Source organism: Arthrobacter sp. zg-Y895 (assembly GCF_020731025.1).
Lineage (GTDB): Bacteria > Actinomycetota > Actinomycetes > Actinomycetales > Micrococcaceae > Arthrobacter_B.
In genome coordinates, this window is record NZ_JAJFZY010000003.1 from 459,968 (window position 1) to 479,082 (window position 19,115).

23 protein-coding genes and 1 other RNA gene are annotated in these 19,115 nt (G+C 65.1%); 12 read left to right on the forward strand and 12 right to left on the reverse strand.

The annotated features are described in order from the left end of the window. Nucleotides 1-64: 64 nt before the first annotated feature. The 5 genes from LJ760_RS03840 to LJ760_RS03860 form a co-directional block, all read right to left on the reverse strand. The gene (locus LJ760_RS03840; RefSeq protein ID WP_227919456.1) at nt 65-787 is read right to left on the reverse strand and encodes a trimeric intracellular cation channel family protein; all 723 of its coding nucleotides are present in this window, start codon (nt 785-787) and stop codon (nt 65-67) included. A 211-nt stretch (nt 788-998) separates the two neighbouring features. Next, on the reverse strand, nt 999-1,292 hold the full coding sequence (locus tag LJ760_RS03845; protein ID WP_227919458.1) for a hypothetical protein: 294 nt from the start codon (nt 1,290-1,292) through the stop codon (nt 999-1,001). Between the two features lie 99 nt (nt 1,293-1,391). Then, a complete protein-coding gene (locus tag LJ760_RS03850) occupies nt 1,392-2,444 on the reverse strand; it encodes a glucose 1-dehydrogenase (RefSeq protein ID WP_227919461.1) in 1,053 nt (350 codons plus the stop codon). A gap of 145 nt (nt 2,445-2,589) precedes the next feature. Then, nucleotides 2,590-2,959, reverse strand: a transfer-messenger RNA (tmRNA) gene (gene ssrA, locus LJ760_RS03855). Between the two features lie 156 nt (nt 2,960-3,115). Beyond that, nucleotides 3,116-3,412 carry a hypothetical protein gene (locus tag LJ760_RS03860; protein WP_227919463.1) on the reverse strand — a complete coding sequence of 99 codons (297 nt, stop codon included), beginning with the start codon at nt 3,410-3,412 and terminating at the stop codon, nt 3,116-3,118. A gap of 253 nt (nt 3,413-3,665) precedes the next feature. Here LJ760_RS03860 and LJ760_RS03865 point away from each other — a divergent pair, with 253 nt between their 5' ends. Both LJ760_RS03865 and LJ760_RS03870 read left to right on the forward strand, forming a co-directional pair. Further along, nucleotides 3,666-4,328 (forward strand): nucleoside/nucleotide kinase family protein, encoded by a 663-nt coding sequence (locus tag LJ760_RS03865; protein WP_227919465.1) that lies wholly within the window; start codon nt 3,666-3,668, stop codon nt 4,326-4,328. A 104-nt stretch (nt 4,329-4,432) separates the two neighbouring features. After that, entirely contained in the window at nt 4,433-5,353 is a 921-nt protein-coding gene (locus LJ760_RS03870) for an SMP-30/gluconolactonase/LRE family protein (protein WP_227919466.1), read from the forward strand. Between the two features lie 61 nt (nt 5,354-5,414). Here LJ760_RS03870 and LJ760_RS03875 read toward each other — a convergent pair whose 3' ends face one another. Continuing rightward, nucleotides 5,415-6,434 carry a GTP pyrophosphokinase gene (locus LJ760_RS03875; RefSeq protein WP_227919468.1) on the reverse strand — a complete coding sequence of 340 codons (1,020 nt, stop codon included), beginning with the start codon at nt 6,432-6,434 and terminating at the stop codon, nt 5,415-5,417. A 250-nt stretch (nt 6,435-6,684) separates the two neighbouring features. Here LJ760_RS03875 and LJ760_RS03880 point away from each other — a divergent pair, with 250 nt between their 5' ends. The 7 genes from LJ760_RS03880 to LJ760_RS03910 all read left to right on the forward strand — a co-directional run bounded on the left by LJ760_RS03880 (nt 6,685) and on the right by LJ760_RS03910 (nt 13,033). After that, nucleotides 6,685-8,040, forward strand: a complete 1,356-nt coding sequence (locus LJ760_RS03880) for a GntP family permease (RefSeq protein WP_227919471.1) — start codon at nt 6,685-6,687, stop codon at nt 8,038-8,040. 127 nt (nt 8,041-8,167) lie between these two features. After that, nucleotides 8,168-9,634 (forward strand): amino acid permease, encoded by a 1,467-nt coding sequence (locus LJ760_RS03885; protein WP_227919474.1) that lies wholly within the window; start codon nt 8,168-8,170, stop codon nt 9,632-9,634. A gap of 121 nt (nt 9,635-9,755) precedes the next feature. After that, complete coding sequence (locus LJ760_RS03890) at nt 9,756-10,196, forward strand: hypothetical protein (protein ID WP_227919475.1); 441 nt, start codon at nt 9,756-9,758, stop codon at nt 10,194-10,196. A gap of 62 nt (nt 10,197-10,258) precedes the next feature. Next, entirely contained in the window at nt 10,259-10,555 is a 297-nt protein-coding gene (locus tag LJ760_RS03895) for a hypothetical protein (protein WP_227919478.1), read from the forward strand. Nucleotides 10,556-10,701: 146 nt separating this feature from the next. Continuing rightward, the gene (locus LJ760_RS03900) at nt 10,702-11,064 is read left to right on the forward strand and encodes a DUF1622 domain-containing protein (protein ID WP_227919480.1); all 363 of its coding nucleotides are present in this window, start codon (nt 10,702-10,704) and stop codon (nt 11,062-11,064) included. 61 nt (nt 11,065-11,125) lie between these two features. Beyond that, the gene (locus LJ760_RS03905) at nt 11,126-11,617 is read left to right on the forward strand and encodes a DUF5684 domain-containing protein (protein WP_227919482.1); all 492 of its coding nucleotides are present in this window, start codon (nt 11,126-11,128) and stop codon (nt 11,615-11,617) included. Between the two features lie 159 nt (nt 11,618-11,776). Then, nucleotides 11,777-13,033: an Nramp family divalent metal transporter gene (locus LJ760_RS03910; protein WP_227919484.1), complete on the forward strand. Its 1,257-nt coding sequence runs from the start codon at nt 11,777-11,779 to the stop codon at nt 13,031-13,033. A 2-nt stretch (nt 13,034-13,035) separates the two neighbouring features. Here LJ760_RS03910 and trxB read toward each other — a convergent pair whose 3' ends face one another. Continuing rightward, nucleotides 13,036-14,013, reverse strand: a complete 978-nt coding sequence (gene trxB, locus LJ760_RS03915; protein ID WP_227919486.1) for a thioredoxin-disulfide reductase — start codon at nt 14,011-14,013, stop codon at nt 13,036-13,038. 107 nt (nt 14,014-14,120) lie between these two features. Between trxB and LJ760_RS03920 the strand changes: the two genes are divergently transcribed. The 3 genes from LJ760_RS03920 to LJ760_RS03930 are packed head-to-tail and all read left to right on the forward strand — an operon-like array spanning nt 14,121 to nt 15,685. Continuing rightward, nucleotides 14,121-14,645, forward strand: coding sequence for a GNAT family N-acetyltransferase (locus tag LJ760_RS03920; RefSeq protein WP_227919489.1), 525 nt, complete (start codon nt 14,121-14,123; stop codon nt 14,643-14,645). A 24-nt stretch (nt 14,646-14,669) separates the two neighbouring features. Next, nucleotides 14,670-15,131 carry a hypothetical protein gene (locus tag LJ760_RS03925; RefSeq protein WP_227919491.1) on the forward strand — a complete coding sequence of 154 codons (462 nt, stop codon included), beginning with the start codon at nt 14,670-14,672 and terminating at the stop codon, nt 15,129-15,131. Then, a complete protein-coding gene (locus tag LJ760_RS03930; protein ID WP_227919492.1) occupies nt 15,128-15,685 on the forward strand; it encodes a GNAT family N-acetyltransferase in 558 nt (185 codons plus the stop codon). Before LJ760_RS03925 ends, LJ760_RS03930 begins: the two co-directional genes overlap by 4 nt. Nucleotides 15,686-15,688: 3 nt before the next feature. Here the strand turns inward: LJ760_RS03930 and LJ760_RS03935 are convergent, their stop codons facing one another. The 5 genes from LJ760_RS03935 to LJ760_RS03955 form a co-directional block, all read right to left on the reverse strand. Continuing rightward, complete coding sequence (locus LJ760_RS03935) at nt 15,689-16,564, reverse strand: ABC transporter permease (protein ID WP_227919493.1); 876 nt, start codon at nt 16,562-16,564, stop codon at nt 15,689-15,691. Beyond that, complete coding sequence (locus LJ760_RS03940; protein ID WP_227919494.1) at nt 16,561-17,481, reverse strand: ABC transporter ATP-binding protein; 921 nt, start codon at nt 17,479-17,481, stop codon at nt 16,561-16,563. The genes LJ760_RS03935 and LJ760_RS03940 overlap by 4 nt, the downstream gene beginning before the upstream one ends. Before the next feature lie 33 nt (nt 17,482-17,514). Continuing rightward, the gene (locus LJ760_RS03945) at nt 17,515-18,060 is read right to left on the reverse strand and encodes a GNAT family N-acetyltransferase (RefSeq protein WP_227919495.1); all 546 of its coding nucleotides are present in this window, start codon (nt 18,058-18,060) and stop codon (nt 17,515-17,517) included. Nucleotides 18,061-18,084: 24 nt separating this feature from the next. Further along, complete coding sequence (locus LJ760_RS03950; RefSeq protein ID WP_227919497.1) at nt 18,085-18,261, reverse strand: hypothetical protein; 177 nt, start codon at nt 18,259-18,261, stop codon at nt 18,085-18,087. 513 nt (nt 18,262-18,774) lie between these two features. Continuing rightward, nucleotides 18,775-19,062 (reverse strand): hypothetical protein, encoded by a 288-nt coding sequence (locus tag LJ760_RS03955; protein ID WP_227919498.1) that lies wholly within the window; start codon nt 19,060-19,062, stop codon nt 18,775-18,777. Between the last annotated feature and the right edge of the window lie 53 nt (nt 19,063-19,115).

Genomic DNA, 19,115 nt, shown 5'->3' on the forward strand with positions numbered 1-19,115 from the left:
CCGCGTCGGTTCTTGTTTCAGGGGGTTTGCGGGACGAATTACCGCAAAGCTGATCCGCGGCGGGTCAGCGGCGCAGGCGCGGTTTCCAGAACTTCGGCCGCGGCCAGCCCTGGCCCGAGCTTTTCCGGTCCTCCGTGCGCGGGCGCCGGCTCAGCCGCACGCTGAACTCCCCCGGCCCGGGCAGCCGCCACCCGCGGCGGCGGGCCACCGTGCACAGCACGGCGCAGGTGCCGATGGCCACTCCCATTCCCACGTTCTGCAGGCCCAGATCGTAGAGGATCGCCATTTCGACGGCGGCTACGAGGGCACCGGTGGCGTACAGGGTGTTGCCGCCGAAGATGGCCGGCACCCGGCCCACCACAATGTCGCGGATCATGCCGCCGCCCACGGCGGTGACGACGCCGATCAGGATGGCCGGGAGCCATTCCAGCCCCAGGCCCAGCGCCTTGGCCGTGCCGGTGGCGGCCCAGCAGCCCAGCGCGAACGCATCGATCACAATCAGGAACCGGTTGGCCCATTTGCCCTTGAGTTCAATGGCATAGGCAATGACGGCCCCGGCGATGGCCGTGAAGAGGTAGGCAGGGTTGGTCAGCGCCACGGGCGGTCCGGCCTGCAGGAGGGTGTCACGCAGCACGCCGCCGCCCAGCGCCGAGGTGAGCGCCAGGACCAGGAAACCCACCGGGTCCATCCGCAGCTGCCGCGCCACGGCGCCGCCGAGGACTCCGTTCGCGAGCACACCTGCGAGGTCGACGGCGTCGAACACCGCCCTCGGGTCGAAAAGATCCACGCCGCACCTGCTGTTTCCGTTGCCCGCTCTGCCGCCGTCCATTCTACGTGGCTGCGGACCCGGAAAATCCTGCGGTTTGTGCAAATCCCTACGCTGCGCAGCGGAGGAATTCACCCAAACCGCAGGGATTCAGACAAACCGGGGGAATTTACAGCTGGCGGCGGAATGAGCCCGGGGCCACCGTGGCAAATACCAACGAGGCTGAACGGAATCAGCCGTCCTCCGAGCCCGGCGGATAGTCATCGTCGTTCCCCGGGACGTCCGTTTTCTGTTCCAGGATGTCGGCCTCGGAACCGTCCGGGTGGATTTCCCCGGCCGGCCCGGCGTCACCGGCGCCCGGAATTACGGGAATGTCCTGCTCAATGCCGTCCGCCTCGGAGCCGTCCCGATGGATTTCCCCGGCCGGCCCGGCGTCGCCTGCACCGGGAACCGCGGGCAGCGACTGCTCGGCCCGGTCAGCCTCCGAACCGTCGGGGATTACCGGTTGGTCAGCGTCCTTACGCATATGCGTGCCTCCAATGCAGGTTGCCGTGGCCGCCGGGGCGGCTTCCGTCTCTTCTGTCTATCACCGAAGCCGCCCAGTAGAAATAGCCTGCGGAACGGGTTAGGCGTCGTCCCGCAGGTCCAGCACCACCTTGATGTCCCCGTCGCGGTCCTCGAAGGCCTGTGCATAGTCCGCCAGCGGAACCCGGCGGGAAATCAGCTGCTCAAGCCACCGTGCATCGCTCTTGGCCAGGGCCGCGGCCGCCTTGAGGTAGTGGCGGCGGTTGGCGTTGACGGTGCCGAAAACCACGCGGTTGTCCATCACCAGGCTCAGGTTCAGGGCACCCAGGTCCACGGGCTGCTCGCCGTCGGGCTCGGAGACACCGGTGAGACAGGTGACCGAGTTTTTGGCGCCGTGCTCCAGCACGTCTTTGATCACCGTGGGCACGCCGGTGCATTCGATGATGATGTCCGGGTTGATGCCGGATTCGGGGAGGGTGTCGGTGTGGAAGACGGCGCCAAGTTCCTTGGTCAGCTTCTCCTTCGGCCCGTCCTCTTCCAAGTCGAAGACGTGCACTTCGAGTCCGCGCTGCACCCCGAACAAGGCACCGAGCAACCCCACGGGCCCGGCGCCGGTCACGGCCACAACCTGCGGCCGGAAGTACGCGCGGCCGCCGATCCGGTCGATTTGTTCCCAGGCCTTGGCCAGAATGGTCGCGGGTTCCAGCAATACCCCAACGCGTTCCAGGGAGGGTTCGAGCTTCACCATGTCATCGGGGTCCCCGCGCCAGTATTCGCGCGCGAAACCGTCCAGCCCCTCGATACCGTGTTCGGTGTAGGTCCCGGTCAGGCACATGTCCCACTCGCCGGCGGCGCAGGCACGGCAGTTTTCCGCGCAGGGGCGGCGGACAATCCCGACCACCAGGTCCCCTGCGGCAAGGTCCGAGCCTTCGGGGGCCTCGACGACGCGGCCCAGGTTCTCGTGTCCCATCACCAGGTAGTCCCGGTCCTCGGGTGCGGTGCCGAATTCGGCGGCAATGACTTCGCGGTCGGTGGCGCACAGGCCCACCGCGAGCGTCTCCACCAGCACGCTTCCTTCACCGGCTTCCGGTTCGGGAAGGTCCCGCAGCTCCAGCGAGTCCTTCTGCCCGGGGGTGATGATCAATGCCTGCATGTGGTTTCCTTCCCGCGGCTGCTTGCTGTCTGTATCCCAGATTAGCGCCGCGGCCACGGCGGTTGAGACCCGGCGCACGCAGAGGCGGAACGGCCGCGGAAACACTGAAGGCCCGCCCCGGGGGGGGGGGCAGGCCTTCAAAAGGTGGTGGAGATGGGGGGAATCGAACCCCCGTCCGGTGTTGTTTTGTCAGGGCTTCTCCGGGCGCAGTATGCGTCGGATTTTCTCGGCCCCAGCCATCCTGCATACAGGTGGCTGATCCGGGCCCAGCCGTCAAAATGTCCCGAACACCCCGACGGCGGGAGTGTTCGGCAGTGGCCCTCTAAACGACGCCAGGATCCGGAGCGAGAGCGACTCCGGGCTGACGGACTACTCCGGCTGCTTACGCAGCGAGAGCGAAGTCAGTGCGCATAGGTTTGGCACTTATTGTTTTGCAGAGAGCGTTAACGAGATAACTCTGCGTTCTCGGCCCGCTTCCCCTGGCTCAACAAACATCGTCGAAACCGATCATCCCCGTATTGAGTTATCAAGCACCGTTTCCGGTGGCGGCCGACCCTCCCGGGCCGTCCAAGAGTTTTAACGACGCCGGCCCGCGGATCATTCCCGCTCGGCCGCACCTTTTGATGCGGTCCGGGAGGTGCAGGAAAAGGAGGCGCGGACCGGCCAGGCGGCTAGCGGCGTCGACCGAAAACCAGCGACGCCGCGGCCACGGCACCCGTGACGGTGTAGACGGCAGGCCAGGCGCCCATCTTCTTCGCGAGCGGATGGGAGAGACCGAAGGCGGCTACATAGCCTGCGGTCAGTGCCGCGGCGGTGCCCGTGCCGGCGTCGCGCTTCCAGAGGGCAAACGCACCGGCTCCGGCGGCGGCGAGCACGGCTCCGCCCAGCTGGCGGTTACCGGTGGAGCGGGCGGTCTGGTAGCCGCCGATCAGGCCGGCGGAGGTGATCAAAGGGGTCAGCAGGGACAAGGTTTTCTCCTCGAAATAGGCAACACCCCCAGCTTATGCCGGGGTCCGCGCCGCCCGCCTCCTGCGTTGGACTATCCGGGCGGCTTCTAACGGCACGGGATCCCCGCCCGTGGTGCCCCTGTCAACTGGTGTGACCACTCCCGCAACACCAGCACCACACCGTGGGACCCTGTGCGGGGACGACACCCGCCCAGCTGCGCAGCCGCCGTCGTAGACTGGTGCCCGCCAACAGCGGCGGCACGAGCGGAGGACCGTGGCAGATTCCCGAACCCTACGTACAGAGCTGGAAAACCGGATCACGGCGCTGGCCTCGGCTTCCGCTGGAACCGTGGTCATCGGGGTCACCGGTCCCCCCGGAGCCGGAAAGACCACCCTGGTGGAGTCCCTGGTCCGCGAGCTGAACGGCGCCGTCGCCGACGTCGAAGCGCAGCTCTTTGCCCACGTTCCCATGGACGGCTTCCACCTCTCGGACCGGGAATTGACGCGTCTCGGGCTGCTGGCGTGCAAGGGCGCCCCGGAAACCTTCGACGCCTACGGCTATGCGGCACTTCTGGAACGCCTCCGGTCACCGCGGACCGCCGTGGTCTACGCGCCCGGCTTCGAGCGGACGCTGGAACAGCCGCTGGCCGGTGACATTCCGGTGTTTCCGGCGGCGACGGTGATCCTGACGGAGGGAAACTATCTGCTGCTGGACCGGCCGGAATGGCGGGAAGTCCGCTCCCGGTGCACCGAGGTCTGGTACTGCCAGCCCGACGACGAGCAACGCGTGCAGCGCCTGGTGGAGCGGCATATCCGGTTCGGGAAGTCACCGGAAGCAGCCGCCGCCTGGGTCCGGGACGTCGACGGCCCCAATACGCGCCTGGTCCAGGAGTCCAAACGCCGGGCCGACGTCGTCATCCGCCCGGCCTGGACGTGACGAGCGGGCGCCTTTGGGCGGGCGCCGCAGCCTCGCGTATAAAAGGACGCAGACCACCCGCACGAAAAGCAGGCCCGGCCGGACCTTCAGAAGGAGACAACGCAATGGACGCACGCCCCTCGACACTGCTGGAAGACGGAGCCTCGCTGGAGCAGGTGGGTACGGGCGCGGTCTGGGCGGAGGGGCCCACGTGGGTCCCGGAGCGCAACGCGGTGCGCTACAGCGACGTGCGGTCCAACCGGATCCTGGAGTACAGCGAAACCACCGGCGAGCTCAGCGTCTACGGCTCCGACATCGAGTTCACCAACGGCCGGGCGCTGGACGCGGACGGCTCCGTGGTGCAGTGCTCGCACGGGCGTAGGGCCGTGGAACGGGACCGCAACGGCACCGTGGAAACCCTGGTTGACCGCTTCGGCGACGTCCGGTTCAACTCACCCAACGACGTCGTCGTGAAGTCCGACGGCACCATCTGGTTTTCGGATCCCTCATACGGGATCGACAACCCGGCCGAAGGCCACCCCGGCGACCTGGAGTACGGGGACCGGTACGTGTTCCGCTTTGATCCGGCCAGCGGGGAACTCACCGCGGTGATCACCGACATCATGGCCCCCAACGGGCTGGCGTTCTCCCCGGACGAGTCCGTCCTCTACGTTTCCGACACCGCCGAAGAGGCCGTCTCCCCGTACGGTCCGGCTCAGTCCGAAGGCAACCCAATCCGTGCCTACGACGTGGTCGAGGGCCGGCAGGCGAAGAACGGCCGGGTGTTCGTGCGCGTCGCCCCCGGTGTTCCGGACGGGTTCCGGGTGGATACGGATGGGAACATCTGGTCCTCCGGCGGCGACGGCGTGCGGGTGTTTTCACCGGCCGGCGAGCTGCTCGAACACATCCCCGTGCCCGAAACCGTCAGCAACGTCTGCTTCGGCGGGCAGGACGGCCGGACGCTGTATATGACGGCAACCACCAGCCTGTACCGGATCCGCACTACGGCCAGCGACGCCGCGGCAGCCCTGCGTACGAAGCGGTAACGGCGGCGGCGGCGACAACGGCGACGGCGACGGCGGCGACAACGGCGACGGCGACGGCGGCTCAGGCCAGCAGCCGCCGCAGCCGGTATTCCAGCTTTCCGCGCCGGGTGCCGTCATCGCTCAGGTGCGCCGTGCGCTGGATGTACCCCCGGCCCCACTGCTCCAGCAGGAAGTCATCGGCGGCCCGGACGTGGCCCGGCGGAAACCGGTACCGCAGCCGGGACGCCAGGGACGGCCAGTCGGCCGAGCGCAGCAGTGCGGTGGCCTCGGCCAGTGAATAGACAGTGTTGGCTTCCAGCGCCTGCACCAGCCAGTCATAGTGGTCGGCACGGCTGCGCGGATGTTCCGGCAGTTCCTGCTCGAGCACCTCGCGCAGCGCGGCAGCGGTCAGTTCATCCCCGCTCGAAGCTCCGGCGCTGCGGGCTTCCCCGCGCACCCGCTGCAGGGCAACCACGTGGTTGATGGCATCAAATTCGCGGTCCGCCAGTTCGATCAGTCCGGACGCGAGGGTGAACGCCCGGTTCACCTCCGGCGGCACCGGACCGCTGCCTTTGTAGCGGATTTCGTGCTCGAACTCGGCCCAGGCGTGCTGGAGGATGGTGCGGAACTGCACCTCGAACCGCTGCCCGCCGAACGATTCACAGCCCGACGGCGGATTGCCTGCGGGGACCCGGAGGATGAGGTGCTGCCCGGAGTAGCCGAAATCGCCGCGTATTTTCTGCTCGGCGGACTTGTCCACATGGTCCAGTTCTTCAAAGGTGCCGGACAACGCCTCCATGGCAGCAGGGATATCCGATTCCAGGAAGAGGATGATCCGCACGCCAATCAGGTCATCAATGTCACAAAGCCCGTTAATATACCGCGGTGCTCCGTCCTCGGTCCGCCGGTCAAGCTTCTTCCCCAGCGATTCGATGGCCTTCACCCGATGCTGGATGTGGTGGTAATTCAACCCGTCGTCGGCCAACCGGGCAAGGACCGCACCGTGGATGCCCTCCTCCGCACTCTGGTAGCGGCCCAGGTTCATTGCATAGTCGCCCAACCAGTCATTGATCCGCATGCTGTGCGTTGGCAGAAGTTCCATTGACAACCTGTTCCCCCGGCGGTCCGCCGACGCGGGTGCGCGGCGTGGAGCGATTGCCTCAATTCTGTGCGGGACTCCCAAGCCCCGCAAGGGTCCGCAGCGGTGCAGGACAACCACGGTCGGCGCCGCCCCGTCCCAGCCGCCTTTGCGTTACGCAGCGGACTGCAGCGCGTTTTGGACTTTGGGAAAACCCGTGATTCCATGATTTGCCCTGTTGATAAACATCGAAGTTTTTCACTTTTAGGAAACCATGATTGATCTGTTGATATTGCTGCTGCTGGTCGTCGGCATCGTCGCCGTCACTGCAAAGCTCAAAATCTCGCCTTTCCTCGCCCTCCTTGCCGCTGCCTTTATCGGCGCGTTTGCGTTTCGCCTGCCGGTTGATGAAATCATCCCGACAATTACGACGGCGTTCGGCAACACCATGGGCAACATCGGCCTGGTGATCCTTTTCGGCACGATGATCGGCGTGATCCTGGAGCGGTCCGGCGGCGCCATCGCCATGGCTGATGTGTTGATCAAGGTCCTGGGGACGCGGTTTCCGACCCTGACCATGAGCATCATTGGCTACATCGTCTCTATTCCCGTCTTCTGCGACTCCGGCTACATCATCCTCAATTCACTGAAGAAGGCCATGGCCGAACGGGCCAAGGTATCCCTGGTCGCCATGTCCATAGCGTTGATGACCGGCCTGTATGCCACGCACACGATGGTACCGCCCACGCCCGGACCGCTGGCCGCCGCCGCCAACCTGAATGTGGTGGACAGCCTGGGCCTGCTGATCGGCCTAGGCCTGGTGGTGGCCGCGGTTTCGGCGGGTGCCGCCCTGCTCTACGCCAACCGGTTCCTGAAAAAGGACATTGAGCTGCTGCCCGTTCCGGCCGAAGAGGTGGAGGTCAGCTACGAGGACCTGAGGACGCAGTATGGAACGTTGCCGAGCGGCTTTATGGCCTTCCTGCCGATCCTGCTGCCGATTACGCTGATCTGCCTGTCCTCGATAGCCAAGCTGCCCGGCGCCCCGCTGGGCGAGGGTGGCCTGGCTGCAACCGCCTCCTTCGTAGGAACTCCCGTGGTCGCACTTGCGCTTGGCCTGATGGCGGCGGTGTTCCTGCTGCGCGGCAAGGGCAAGCTCAGCACCTTCAACACCCAGATCTCGGACTCGATTGTGCTGGCGGCACCCATCCTGCTGATCACCAGTGCCGGGGCTGCATTCGGCGGGGTGCTGGGTAAGAGCTCCATCACTGCTTTCCTCTCCGACAACCTGGCAACGCTGGGTCTGGGCATTGCGGTGCCGTTCGTGATTTCAGCTGCCTTGAAGACGGCCCAGGGTTCCTCCACCGTTGCCATGGTGACGACGTCGGCCATGCTTCTGCCGCTGCTGGAACCGCTGGGACTGGCCGGCGGAGCTGGACCCGTCCTCGCGGTCCTCGCTATCGGCGCCGGCGCCATGGTGGTGTCACACGCCAACGACTCGTATTTCTGGGTGGTCTCCCAGTTCAGCCGCATCCCGACTGCCACCGCGTACCGCACGCTGACACCGGCCACTGCCGTGCAGGGCATTGCAGGTTTCGCAGCGGTCTGGGTCCTGAGCCTGTTCCTCCTCTGAGGCGTCCGGCGTACCGCTGGAAGGCGGCGGGGGTACCCCGCCGCCGGATGAAGGTCCATACTTCTGCCGTAGCTGAAGCCGCAGGCCTTGATTCCGGCGGTCCCGCCGGGCACGGAGGGGAGCAGACATGTCCACAGTCGCCGGCAGCGGCCGTTCCGTCCTTCGCCGCAAGCCCATTGAGGAAATCGACGAGGAGAAAACCGGCAACAAGCTGTTCAAGAGCCTTGGCCTCTGGCAACTGACGGCCATCGGCGTGGGCGGCATCATCGGCGTCGGGATCTTCACCCTCGCCGGCCTGGTGGCCAACGGCGGTCCCGACGCCGCCCCCGTGGGGCCTGCCGTCCTGCTCTCCTTCCTGGTCGCCGGCCTGGCCAGCGCCGCGGCGGCCCTGTCCTACGCCGAGTTCGCCGGACTGGTACCGCGCGCCGGCTCCGCCTACACCTACGGGTACGTGGCGCTGGGCGAACTGATCGGGTGGTTCATCGGCTGGGACCTGCTGCTGGAATACACCGCAATCGTGGCAGTGGTGGCCATCGGCATCTCCGGTTACTTCACCGAGTTCCTCGCCGGTTTCGGCATCGAGATGCCCATCTGGATGCAGGGAACCGGGGACACGGTGGAGGGCGGGCTGATCAACCTGCCCGCCGCCGTCGTCTGCCTGTTCATTACCTGGATCCTCAGCCGCGGCACCAAGACCTTCGGACGCTTTGAACTGGTGGCCGTGGGCCTGAAAGTCCTGCTGATCGTGTTCATCGTGGGACTGGGGTTCTTCTATATCAACACAGACAACTACACCCCGTTCCTGCCCAGCGGTTTCGGGGCGGTGTTCACCGGGGCAGCCACCGTCTTCTTTGCCGTCTTCGGCTACGACGCCATGAGCACCGCCGCCGAGGAAGCCACGGACGGCAAGAAACACATGCCCAAAGCCATCCTTCTCTCCCTGGCCATCGCGATGGTCCTGTACATCCTCGCCACGCTGGTACTGACCGGAATGCAGAATTATGCGGACATCAGCCCGACCGCCGGTTTCGCCTCCGCGTTCCAATCCGTCGGACTGCCCGTCATAGCCACCGTCATTTCAGCTTTCGCTGTGCTGTCCATCCTTACCGTGATGCTTACGTTCCTGCTCGGCGTGACCCGGGTGTGGTTCGCCATGAGCCGGGACGGTCTGCTGCCGGGATGGTTCTCCGGAACGGACAAGCGAGGCACTCCGCAGCGGGTGACCTGGATCGCCGGCGGCGCCTCCGCTTTGCTGGCCGGATTCTTCCCCATTCGTGCCGTGGCGGATCTGACAAACATCGGCATCCTCGCCGCGTTCGTGGTGGTTTGCGTGGCAGTAATTGTGCTCCGCTACCGTCAGCCGGATGCCCCGCGGGAATTCCGGCTCCCGCTGATGCCGTGGATACCGGCGTTCGGCGTCCTCGCCTCAGGGTTCCTGATGCTGCAGCTGCACTGGGAAACCTGGCTGCGTTTCGGTATTTGGCTGGCCATCGGGGTGCTGGTTTACGCGTTCTACGGGTATAGGCATTCCCTGCTGAATCCCAACAGCCCGCGGCATCGGAGCCTCAGGATGAATCCCCGGCCGGAAAACTGACTGTTAGAGCCGCCAACACAGAACGAGCCGCAGCATCCTCCCTTCCAATTCAATGAATAGCGGCTATTATCTGCCTTACGGGTTCCGTAAAAATGGACCCTCAGTTGGGGAGAATAACCGAATGGGCAGTCAGTCTCAGGCCATGCCTTCTGCACCGAGGCGGTCCACCATGCTTTTCCGCCGCGCCCGCAGCGGGCTCGTACTGATTGCGGTTTTCTGGCTATGGATGCTTTTTGGTGCCGCGGACTTTGTTGCCGCCCTTTTCGGTTCGCCCATCCATGCTGCTCTTGCTGTGTTTGCCCTCGGTGCGCTCACCCTTATTTCGCTGCTTTTCCTCCCGATCTGTATTGCATACCTCGTACTCAACCGGCCGAAGGGACACGCAGCACCCTCTGCTGCACCGCAGACCGGGGAGGCACACGGCAACGGCCTGGCGCCCGTGATCCGGATGATGCCCCGCCGCGCCGCTGTCCACGGTGCCGCCCTGACCAGCCGTGCCGCCGTACGTGGCGCTGCCCTCACCAGCCGTGCCGCCGCCAAATGGCGGGACCGCGCTTCCTAGCCTGCACCGGCGAGGCAGGCCCATCGGCAGGAATGTCAGAGGCGGTTGCCATTGTGGAGGTCATGAGTTCCTCACTTGGCACCCGGATGCCCTCCGCCCCTGCCGGACCTGTCACCCACGCCCACTACCGCCGGGAACCCTACGTCCGCTGCCGGACCGGAAACAGCAGCGTTGACGGAAAGGCCGTGGCCTGGACGCGCACGGAGGTCCTCCTGCACTGGATTGACGACGACGGCCAGGCCCATAACCGGTGGACTCCGGCTTCCACTGTTCACCGGATTGCCCGGGACGATTCCGCTTGGCGTGACCCTTACGACGACTTCCGGTTCTACTACCAGGCATCCCCCGCCGCCGCCTGACCCGGCCCCGGATTCGCATGGAAGCAGCGCTGCGCTGCCGGTGCACCCTTGACCCCTCACAGCCGGAGGGGACTGATGGAAGGGTGCGGCAGAACCGCGGCACACGGAACTTTGTTCCGGCGGTGTTTGTGGCAGGACGTTGACGCATGGACTTTCAGCATTTGATCGAATCCGTGGGGGAATTGATGGACCTGGCGGGAGTAGCCGCCATCGTCCTGGGTGCCGTGGCCGCGACCATCGCCGCTGCCGCTGCTGCGATGCGCCGGCGAGGCCCGGTCTATGAGGAATACCGGCAGCGGCTGGGGCGAAGTATTCTGCTCGGACTGGAGTTATTGGTGGCTGCGGACATTATCCGCACGGTGGCTGTGACCCCTACCTTCGAATCGGTTGGAATACTTGCCATAATCGTGCTTATCCGCACGTTTTTAAGCTATTCGCTGCAGCTGGAAGTCACCGGCTCCCTGCCATGGAAGCGGCCCGCGGGAGAACTTAAGAACAAGAACGAATAACGGTTCAATAAACACGGCTGGGGGCCTTGACATAAGCACTCGACCAAATATCGTTCTCGGCATGATCAATCCAGTCTCGATTCTTCCGTCTGTTCTTTCTGCCTCCGAATTCAGCACAACTACGCAGGAAACAACCATTGGGGCCGGCGCCCTCGTTGGCTCCATGCTCGTGTTCGGCATCATCGGCATCGTTGTCGGCGGGTTGGCCATGATGGGCATGTTCAAGAAGGCCGGCCGCAAGCCCTGGGAGGCTTTTGTCCCCGTCTACGCCCAGGTGGTGCTTTTCCGCATCGGCGGCATGTCCGGCTGGTGGTTCCTGGCCATGCTGGTCCCGGTCCTGAACATCGTTCCGGTTGTACTTCTGGCCATCAACCTCGCAAAAGTCTTCGGCCAGACCGCCGTGATAGCCGTACTGCTATTCCTCTTCGGCGGCATCATGTACTTCTACCTTTCCTACAGCTCCGCCCGGTACTTCGGCCCGCAGGCCAGCAAGGGCCCCTTCGGCCTGGCCGAGAACCCGAACCAGCCTGCATACGCGCCGGCCGCCCAGTAACTCAACCAGCCCGCACAAGGCGCGCATCCCTTGGGGATGCGCGCCTTTTCTTTGTGCCTTCCACCGGCAGCCGGCGGTGGAACACGGGATTTCGCGGTCAATCAGGCGACCCCCGAAGAATTGTTAGGCAAGCCGAACTTAAGGTGTTAGGTTGCTGTCATGGCCCGTACCGTCCAGCTCCCCGACACCCCGCGCCCCGCAACGCGTCCCCGCCACATCCTGTGGCTGCTTGGCCCCGCGCTGGTGGCCGGCGTCGCCTACCTGGATCCCGGCAACGTTGCCAGCAACATGACTGCAGGGGCGAAGTTCGGCTACCTGCTGGTCTGGGTGGTGGTGACGGGCAATGTGATGGCGTGGCTGATCCAGTACCTGTCGGCCAAGCTGGGCCTGGTCACCGGCCGCAGCCTGCCCGAACTGCTCGGGGAACGCATCGGACTGAAACCTGTCCGGCGGCTGTACTGGCTGCAGGCCGAACTGGTGGCGATGGCCACTGATGTCGCAGAGGTGATCGGCGGCGCCGTCGCACTCTGGCTGCTCTTTGATCTTCCGCTGTTCCTGGGCGGCATCATTACCGGCGCTATCTCCATGGTGGTGCTGCAGCTGCAGAACAGCGGCCGGCACCGGAGCTTCGAGTACGTCATCGTCACGCTGATGCTGGTGATCGCCGTCGGTTTCACGGCCGGCGTCTTCCTCAACCCGCCCGACGGCGGCTCCGTGGTCGAAGGCCTGGTGCCTCGTTTCGAAGGCAGCGAATCGGTGCTCCTCGCAGCATCGATCCTGGGCGCCACCGTGATGCCGCACGCCATTTATGCGCACTCCGCCCTGACCCGGGACCGCTTCCCCGGACGCACCGCTTCCCTCACCACCACCCGGCTGATCAAGGCCACCAAATGGGACGTAACCATTGCCCTGGCCGTGGCGGGCTCGGTGAACCTGGCCATCCTGCTGCTCGCCGCCGGTTCGCTGCAGGGTGTGGAAGGGACGGATACCCTCGAAGGCGCCCACGCCGCCATTGCCGCCTCACTGGGCTCGGTGGTGGCCACCATGTTCGCTGTCGGACTGCTCGCGTCCGGCCTTGCCTCGACGTCGGTGGGCGCGTATGCGGGTGCCGAAATCATGCAGGGCCTGCTTAAGGTGCGCATCCCCATGCTGCTGCGTCGCCTGATTACCCTGCTCCCCGCGCTGGCGATCCTCGCCGTCGGCATCGATCCCACCTGGGCTCTGATCCTCAGCCAGGTCATCCTCTCCTTCGGCATTCCGTTCGCCCTGATTCCACTGGTCTGGCTGACCGCGCAGCGGGACCTGATGGGGAGCCACCGCAACCAGTGGTGGACCACAGGCCTGGGCGTACTGGTCTCGGTGCTGCTGGTCGGGCTGAACATCACCCTGCTGGTGCTGACCTTCACCGGCGCCTGAGGCTAGCCTTTCAGCGAACCCTCCACCAGTGCGGTAGCGATGCTGTCGGCATCCGCCTGGGCCGCGAGATACCGCTCGGCGTCCAGCGCGGCGGAGCAGCCGGTGCCCGCAGCGGTGATCGCTTGCCGGTAGCGGTGGTCCACGGCGTCGCCGCACGCGAACACCCCGTCCAGGTTGGTCTGGGTGCTCGGAGCCGCGACCCTGATGTACCCCTCCGGATCCAGATCCACCTGTCCCGCCAGGAGATCGGTACGCGGGGCATGGCCAATGGCGACGAAAACCCCCTGCGTCGGCAGATTCCGCGTGGCGCCGGTGACGGTGTCCGTAAGGGTCATGCCGGTCACCTTGTCCGTGCCATGGATCGCGGTGACTTCGCTGTTGAACTCAAAGTGGATCTTCGCGTGGTCCCGGGCCCGCTGGGCCATGATGCGGGAGGCACGCAGCGTGTCCCGGCGTACGACGACGGTCACCGACGCCGCGAAGCGGGTCAGGAACAGCGCTTCCTCCATGGCTGAATCCCCGCCCCCGACCACCACGATGTCCTGGTTGCGGAAGAAAAAGCCGTCGCAGGTGGCGCACCAGGAAATGCCCCGGCCGTTGAGCTGTTTTTCCTCCGGCAGCCCCAGCTCCTTGTAGACGGAGCCGGTGGCGAGGATGACGCTGCGGGCCTTGTAGGTTTTCCCGTTGCCTGTGGCCACCCGCTTAGTGTGGGCACCCAGCTCCACCGACACGGCGTCGTCGTACTCCACCAGGGCGCCGAATTTCTCCGCCTGCCTGCGCAGGTTCTCCATCAGGTCCGGCCCCAGGATGCCGTCGGGGAAACCCGGAAAGTTCTCCACCTCCGTGGTGTTCATCAGGGCGCCACCGGCGGTGACGGAGCCCGCGAGGATGCGGGGTTTCAACCCGGCCCGGGCGGCGTAGACCCCTGCGGTGTAACCGGCGGGACCGGACCCGATGATCAGGACGGAATCTGTACCCATCGGCTCTTCCCTTCGCTGCAGCGGTCCTTCAAGTCTGTCGGGGAGGAGGCTAGGGTCGGTAGCCCGGGGCGCATTAAGCGGTGCCGGAATCGGCAAAGGAGCCAGTAGTGGCAGCGGCACTCAAACCCATTGAACTGATCCAGCTTCCCCGCGGCGTGATTGATGCGCTTGCCGCCGGTGACCTGCCCGGCGCCAACCGGCAGGCACCTCTGGAGCTTACCGAGCACTTTTCCCAGGACCGGCAGCCGCTGTGGCGTATCCGGAGCGCGCAGCTGGAAGAGAATCCCGGAGACGCGGCATGGATCACCCGGGCCATCTTTGACCCCGGACTGGGCCGGGCGGTGGGCCTGGCCGGGTTCCACGGTCCTCCGGACGGCAACGGCATGGTGGAAGTCGGGTATTCGGTGGACCCGGCCTACCGGCGGCAGGGCTACGCCCGCGCCGCCCTGGAGGCGCTGCTTGCCGCGGCTGCGAAGGAACCCTCGATCCGCACCGTCCGTGCGACCATCAGCCCGGACAACGGTCCTTCCCGGCGACTGGTGGAACAGTACGGGTTCGTGGCAACGGGTGAGCAATGGGATGACGAGGACGGGCTGGAGATCGTTTATGAACTCCCGGCGGGAGGTAACTGACACCGGTCCGCTAGGATCGCTCGAATGACAACCTGGACAGAGATCACGGCCGCCGTCACGGTGGCCCTGGGCGGAGACAATGCCGCAGGACAGCGGGCACTGCTGGTGTGCTGGGAGGATACGGTTCCGGACGAGCACGCCTATCGATGCGTCCTGGCGCACTACCTCGCGGACACGGAAACGGACCTCGACGCGGAGATTTCGTGGGATGAGACCGCGCTGGCGGAACATGCCGGGGTCAGCGACGAAGATCTTGCACCGCTGGGCATCCCCTCGGCGGGTGGTTTCGCTCCTTCGCTGCATTTGAACCTCGGGGACGGCTACCTGCGCCGCGGCGAGCCCGGGCGGGCGCGCGGCCATCTGGAACAGGGTCTGGCCCTTGCAGAGGAGCTCGGCAGCGAAGGGTACGGCGCCATGATCCGCTCCGGCCTGCAGAATCTGGGCACCCGCATCAAGGCCGCTGCCGACGCCGGGACCGCCGCATGATTGCCGGGAACCTCTTCGCGCAGCAGTCCACGCTCACCACGGACCGCCTGCGGCTCGAGCCGCTGGGACCGGAGCACTTCGACGGCGCGTGGGCGGCACTGCAGGATCCGGAGGGCCGCAGGCTGACCGGCACCCACGCAGTTTTTGCTCCGGAGCAGATCCGGAGCTGGCTGCAGACCCGCGCCGGTGAAGCAGACCGGGCGGACTGGGCAATAATCCGGGCCGAGGACGGTGTTTATGTGGGCGAGGTAGTGCTGAATGACCTGGACCCGGACAACGAGTCGATGGGGTTCCGCATCGCTTTGTCCTCCCCGAAGGTCTTCGGACAGGGCTACGGCACGGAAGCCACCCGCGCGGTGCTGGGCCATGCCTTCGATGACCTCGGGCTGCACCGGATTGAACTGGAGGTCTTCGAGTTCAACCCGCGGGCGCAGCGTGTGTATGAAAAGTGCGGGTTTGTGGTGGAGGGCCGGCGCCGAGAAGCCCTGCGCTGGGACGGGGAATGGGTGGACGCGATCTCGATGGCCGTCCTCGCCGGCGACGCCCGCCCCTGACGCTCAGCGGATACGGGAACGGATCCTCAGCGCCGCCAGCAGGACGAAGACCACCACCATGGCCACGAGTACAGACACGACGTAGCCGGTGGGTACTAACCAGTCCCCCACCGAGGCAGTGATGCCGAAAACATCCTGCACTTCTGCCACGGCTTCGGGCTGGTCCGTCACGGCGCCCATGGGTCCGGCGGTCATCTCCTGGCGCACCACCATGGAGGCCTGCATAAAGGGCAGCGCGCTGACGAAGTTCTTTACTCCCTCGGGAAAAGCCCCCACCGGAATGTAGGACCCTGCGGCGAATCCGAGGATGGTGCCTACCAGTGTGGACAGTGCCGCGAAGGAACCCGGGGTACGGACGAAGGTGACGATGAAGGCGCTCAGCGACCCGAAGGCGATACAGCTGAGCACCAGGTAACCGTAGGTGCGGGCCAGCTGGCCCGCCGTGAGCACCACGCCGTCCACCGCGGCCAGGTATCCCAGGCTCACGGCCAGCACCACGGTGGTCATGATCAGCGCGATCGCGACGGTGGAGAGCAGGTACCCCAGGACCAACTGCCCGCGGCTGATCGGGGACACCAGGAAGTCCCGGAAGCGCCCGGTGGCGGTGTCATCCACGATCACGTTCACTGCGGCGAGCCCCGTGGTGATTGCAGTGATTCCCACGATCCCGGCGAACATCCACGCGTCCACAAAGCCCTTGATGTCCTCCTCGGCGGCCTGCGGAAACATTTCCGCCAGGCCTTCGGTCTGCTGGTTGCCTAGGAACAAGGTGTAGAGCAGGAACAGGACCAGTGCGCCGAGGAGGGAAAAGAACAGGTTGAGCCGGTCACGGAAGTACAGGCGTAGGTTCCGGCCGGTGATGTCCAGGACTACGTTCATGCTGCTTCCCCCTGCCGGCCGGTCAAGGCCAGGAAGACGTCGTCCATGGTCCCGTGGCGGAATTCGAAGTCCAGGACACTGTCGCCGTGCGCGGCGAGGAGGCGGCGGGCCGTATCGGAGCGGTCCACCCGCAGCCGCAGCACGTTGCCGTCCACCCCGGCGACGTCGACCCCGGCGTCGCGGGCCAAGGATGCCAATGCCTGCGGGTCGGCAGACGTGATGGAAAGGATGCTGCTGCTGTATTCGGCGCGCAGAGTGGTGGGCGTGCCGTCGGCAATGATCTGCCCCTTCTCAATCACGCAGACCCGGTCCGCTTCCTCGGTTTCCTCCATGTAATGGGTGGTCAGGAAAACGGTGAGGCCGTGGTTTTCCCGCAGGTCGTGGATGGTGGACCAGACGAGGGCACGGCTGGCCGGGTCCAGGCCGGCAGTGGGTTCGTCCAGGAAGATGATCGACGGCGAGTGCAGCAGCGCCCGGGCGATGTCCACCCGGCGTCGTTCTCCGCCGGAATAGGTGGCATAGCGCCGGTCGAGGAAGTCGCCCAGGCCGACCATCCGGCTTAACTCCCCGATGCGGGCATCATTGGCGGCTTTGTCGGGTGAATAGAACCGCGCGCGGGTTTGAAGGTTTTCCCGGCCGGTGAGGATTGGGTCCAGCATCGAATCCTGGAACACCACCCCGATGGCTTCGCGGACGCCGCCACCGCTGCCGCGGACGTCGTGCCCCGCCACCTCGACAGTGCCGGCATCGAACGGCAGGACAGTGGTCAGGCAGGAAATGGTGGTGGACTTCCCCGCACCGTTGGCGCCGAGGAAGGCGAATACACTTCCTGGCTCCACGTCAAAGGACAAGTTGTCCACCGCCGCCACCCGGCCGAAGCGTTTGGTCAATCCCCGAACGGAGATTGCGGTATTCATAGTTCCCAATTGGCTCCCCTAGCTTTTGCGGTTCTATGCGTCCAGGAGCAGGTCGTCGAATTCCAGCGGAGTCACCGTGTTGTTTTCCCAGTCCGAACGGAGTATCGCATAAGCCACGGACGCCAACCGGGTGCCGTCCGCCGTCGGCCACGCCTGCCGGTAATGGGCTTCCTTGACGAAACCGGCGCGCAGGAACGTTTTACGCATGGCAATGTTGTCTTCCCGTGTCTGGCCTTCAAACCGGACAATTTGCGGCAATTCGGTGAAGGCCAGCCGGCACAGGGCCCGGACCACGTCCACGCCCAGTCCGCGGCCGCGATGGCTTTCCGCCAGGCGAAGGTCGAAAACAGGGTTGTCGTCCTCAAGATCCTCCAGGACTGCCAGCCCGATGTCCTTGCCGCCGTGCTGCACCCAGTACCCCTGGGATTCCTTGCTCCAGAAGTGTCCCTCCGCCACCCGCTTGTTTGCGGAGGACTCGCATGGCGCCGGATTCACGTGAAAGGGGAACCGGTTGGCGGTCAGGAAGGCAGTGACCGCACTGGCGTCGTCAGGGGTCATCCTGCGGAAGGTGATGGTCATGCGGGAAGTGTAACGTGCGGGGTTCTAGAGCGCGCCGATCCGGTCCTGGCTTCCGGCCAAGGCCGACTTTTCGGCTTCTTCTTCGAGCCGGAGACGCCAGCCGCGTGGGGGCGGCCAGGAGACACCCCACAACTCAAGCTGCTGTTTGGTGAAACCACCTGCAGGAGTACGCGCTGCTTCTATTTCTTCACGGGTCGGCATTGGCAAATCATGACATGCACTCCGGATTATGTCATCGGTAAATCAGACATTTCCGGCACCGTTTTTTCATCCTGCTATTGACGGACCGTGGAGGTGTCGCTAATCCCCTGTAATCCGCGGATTTTCGGGAGTATTTCAGAATAAAAGGGGCTCCCGGTATCGCTAAAGAATTATATTAGGGACTTCCGGTACCGCTAATTCAGCACTTACGGATGAGTGGTCACCATAATCAATTGCCAACCCTCCGGGACCTGGGCCTGGAGTGCTTCGCGGGCTTCAAGGAATCCCTCCCCCTCGGCTTCCAATTCCCGGGTTTCGACAGGACGAATAATGCCAGTGACTTTCATGCTTCCAGCCTAGGCACAGTACAGGTCGCCTGCCCGCATGAAGCGTGTTGTGTCTAACACCCCTGGGCCCGCTGATGGCCCGGCACCGGCCTTCGCGGGCCCTTGAAACCGCACGCCTGTTTCAAAGGCCTCAGCCGCGGAACGCTCGGTCACGGGGGAAAGGCGGCTAGGCGAGGTTTGCCGGCTCGTTAGGCACGGGCTGATCCTGCACGGCGGGATTTCCTGGCACGCCCAAGGAGGAAACTACGCGGTGAATGCCTACGAGGAGCATCGAAACACCTGCGATGGCGACGACCACACCCAGATACAGGAACATCACGCTGTTGTGCGTATCGGAATAAGCACCTGATGACATCAGGACATCCATGGCCGAAAAGAGGATAAAGAGGGCACCGAGGAACAGAATCGCGCCGCCCCAGGAGATGAGCGCTGCACTCTGCTTGAAGTTGTTCATGGACCAACTCTATCGGTCCCTCCGGGACGCCCCGTCACGGCGGGACCGCTCCG

Bases quoted from the DNA above. Each gene is read 5' to 3' on its own strand.
- LJ760_RS03935 (WP_227919493.1), bottom strand. From the start codon at position 16,564: ATGAACGTAGTCCTGGACATCACCGGCCGGAACCTACGCCTGTACTTC.
- LJ760_RS03845 (WP_227919458.1), bottom strand. From the start codon at position 1,292: ATGCGTAAGGACGCTGACCAACCGGTAATCCCCGACGGTTCGGAGGCT.
- LJ760_RS03880 (WP_227919471.1), top strand. From the start codon at position 6,685: ATGATTGATCTGTTGATATTGCTGCTGCTGGTCGTCGGCATCGTCGCC.
- LJ760_RS03925 (WP_227919491.1), top strand. From the start codon at position 14,670: ATGACAACCTGGACAGAGATCACGGCCGCCGTCACGGTGGCCCTGGGC.
- LJ760_RS03955 (WP_227919498.1), bottom strand. From the start codon at position 19,062: ATGAACAACTTCAAGCAGAGTGCAGCGCTCATCTCCTGGGGCGGCGCG.
- LJ760_RS03900 (WP_227919480.1), top strand. From the start codon at position 10,702: ATGGACTTTCAGCATTTGATCGAATCCGTGGGGGAATTGATGGACCTG.
- trxB (WP_227919486.1), bottom strand. From the start codon at position 14,013: ATGGGTACAGATTCCGTCCTGATCATCGGGTCCGGTCCCGCCGGTTAC.
- LJ760_RS03940 (WP_227919494.1), bottom strand. From the start codon at position 17,481: ATGAATACCGCAATCTCCGTTCGGGGATTGACCAAACGCTTCGGCCGG.
- LJ760_RS03905 (WP_227919482.1), top strand. From the start codon at position 11,126: ATGATCAATCCAGTCTCGATTCTTCCGTCTGTTCTTTCTGCCTCCGAA.
- LJ760_RS03870 (WP_227919466.1), top strand. From the start codon at position 4,433: ATGGACGCACGCCCCTCGACACTGCTGGAAGACGGAGCCTCGCTGGAG.
- LJ760_RS03875 (WP_227919468.1), bottom strand. From the start codon at position 6,434: ATGGAACTTCTGCCAACGCACAGCATGCGGATCAATGACTGGTTGGGC.
- LJ760_RS03950 (WP_227919497.1), bottom strand. From the start codon at position 18,261: ATGCCGACCCGTGAAGAAATAGAAGCAGCGCGTACTCCTGCAGGTGGT.
- LJ760_RS03850 (WP_227919461.1), bottom strand. From the start codon at position 2,444: ATGCAGGCATTGATCATCACCCCCGGGCAGAAGGACTCGCTGGAGCTG.
- LJ760_RS03945 (WP_227919495.1), bottom strand. From the start codon at position 18,060: ATGACCATCACCTTCCGCAGGATGACCCCTGACGACGCCAGTGCGGTC.
- LJ760_RS03890 (WP_227919475.1), top strand. From the start codon at position 9,756: ATGGGCAGTCAGTCTCAGGCCATGCCTTCTGCACCGAGGCGGTCCACC.
- LJ760_RS03910 (WP_227919484.1), top strand. From the start codon at position 11,777: ATGGCCCGTACCGTCCAGCTCCCCGACACCCCGCGCCCCGCAACGCGT.
- LJ760_RS03885 (WP_227919474.1), top strand. From the start codon at position 8,168: ATGTCCACAGTCGCCGGCAGCGGCCGTTCCGTCCTTCGCCGCAAGCCC.
- LJ760_RS03895 (WP_227919478.1), top strand. From the start codon at position 10,259: ATGAGTTCCTCACTTGGCACCCGGATGCCCTCCGCCCCTGCCGGACCT.
- LJ760_RS03930 (WP_227919492.1), top strand. From the start codon at position 15,128: ATGATTGCCGGGAACCTCTTCGCGCAGCAGTCCACGCTCACCACGGAC.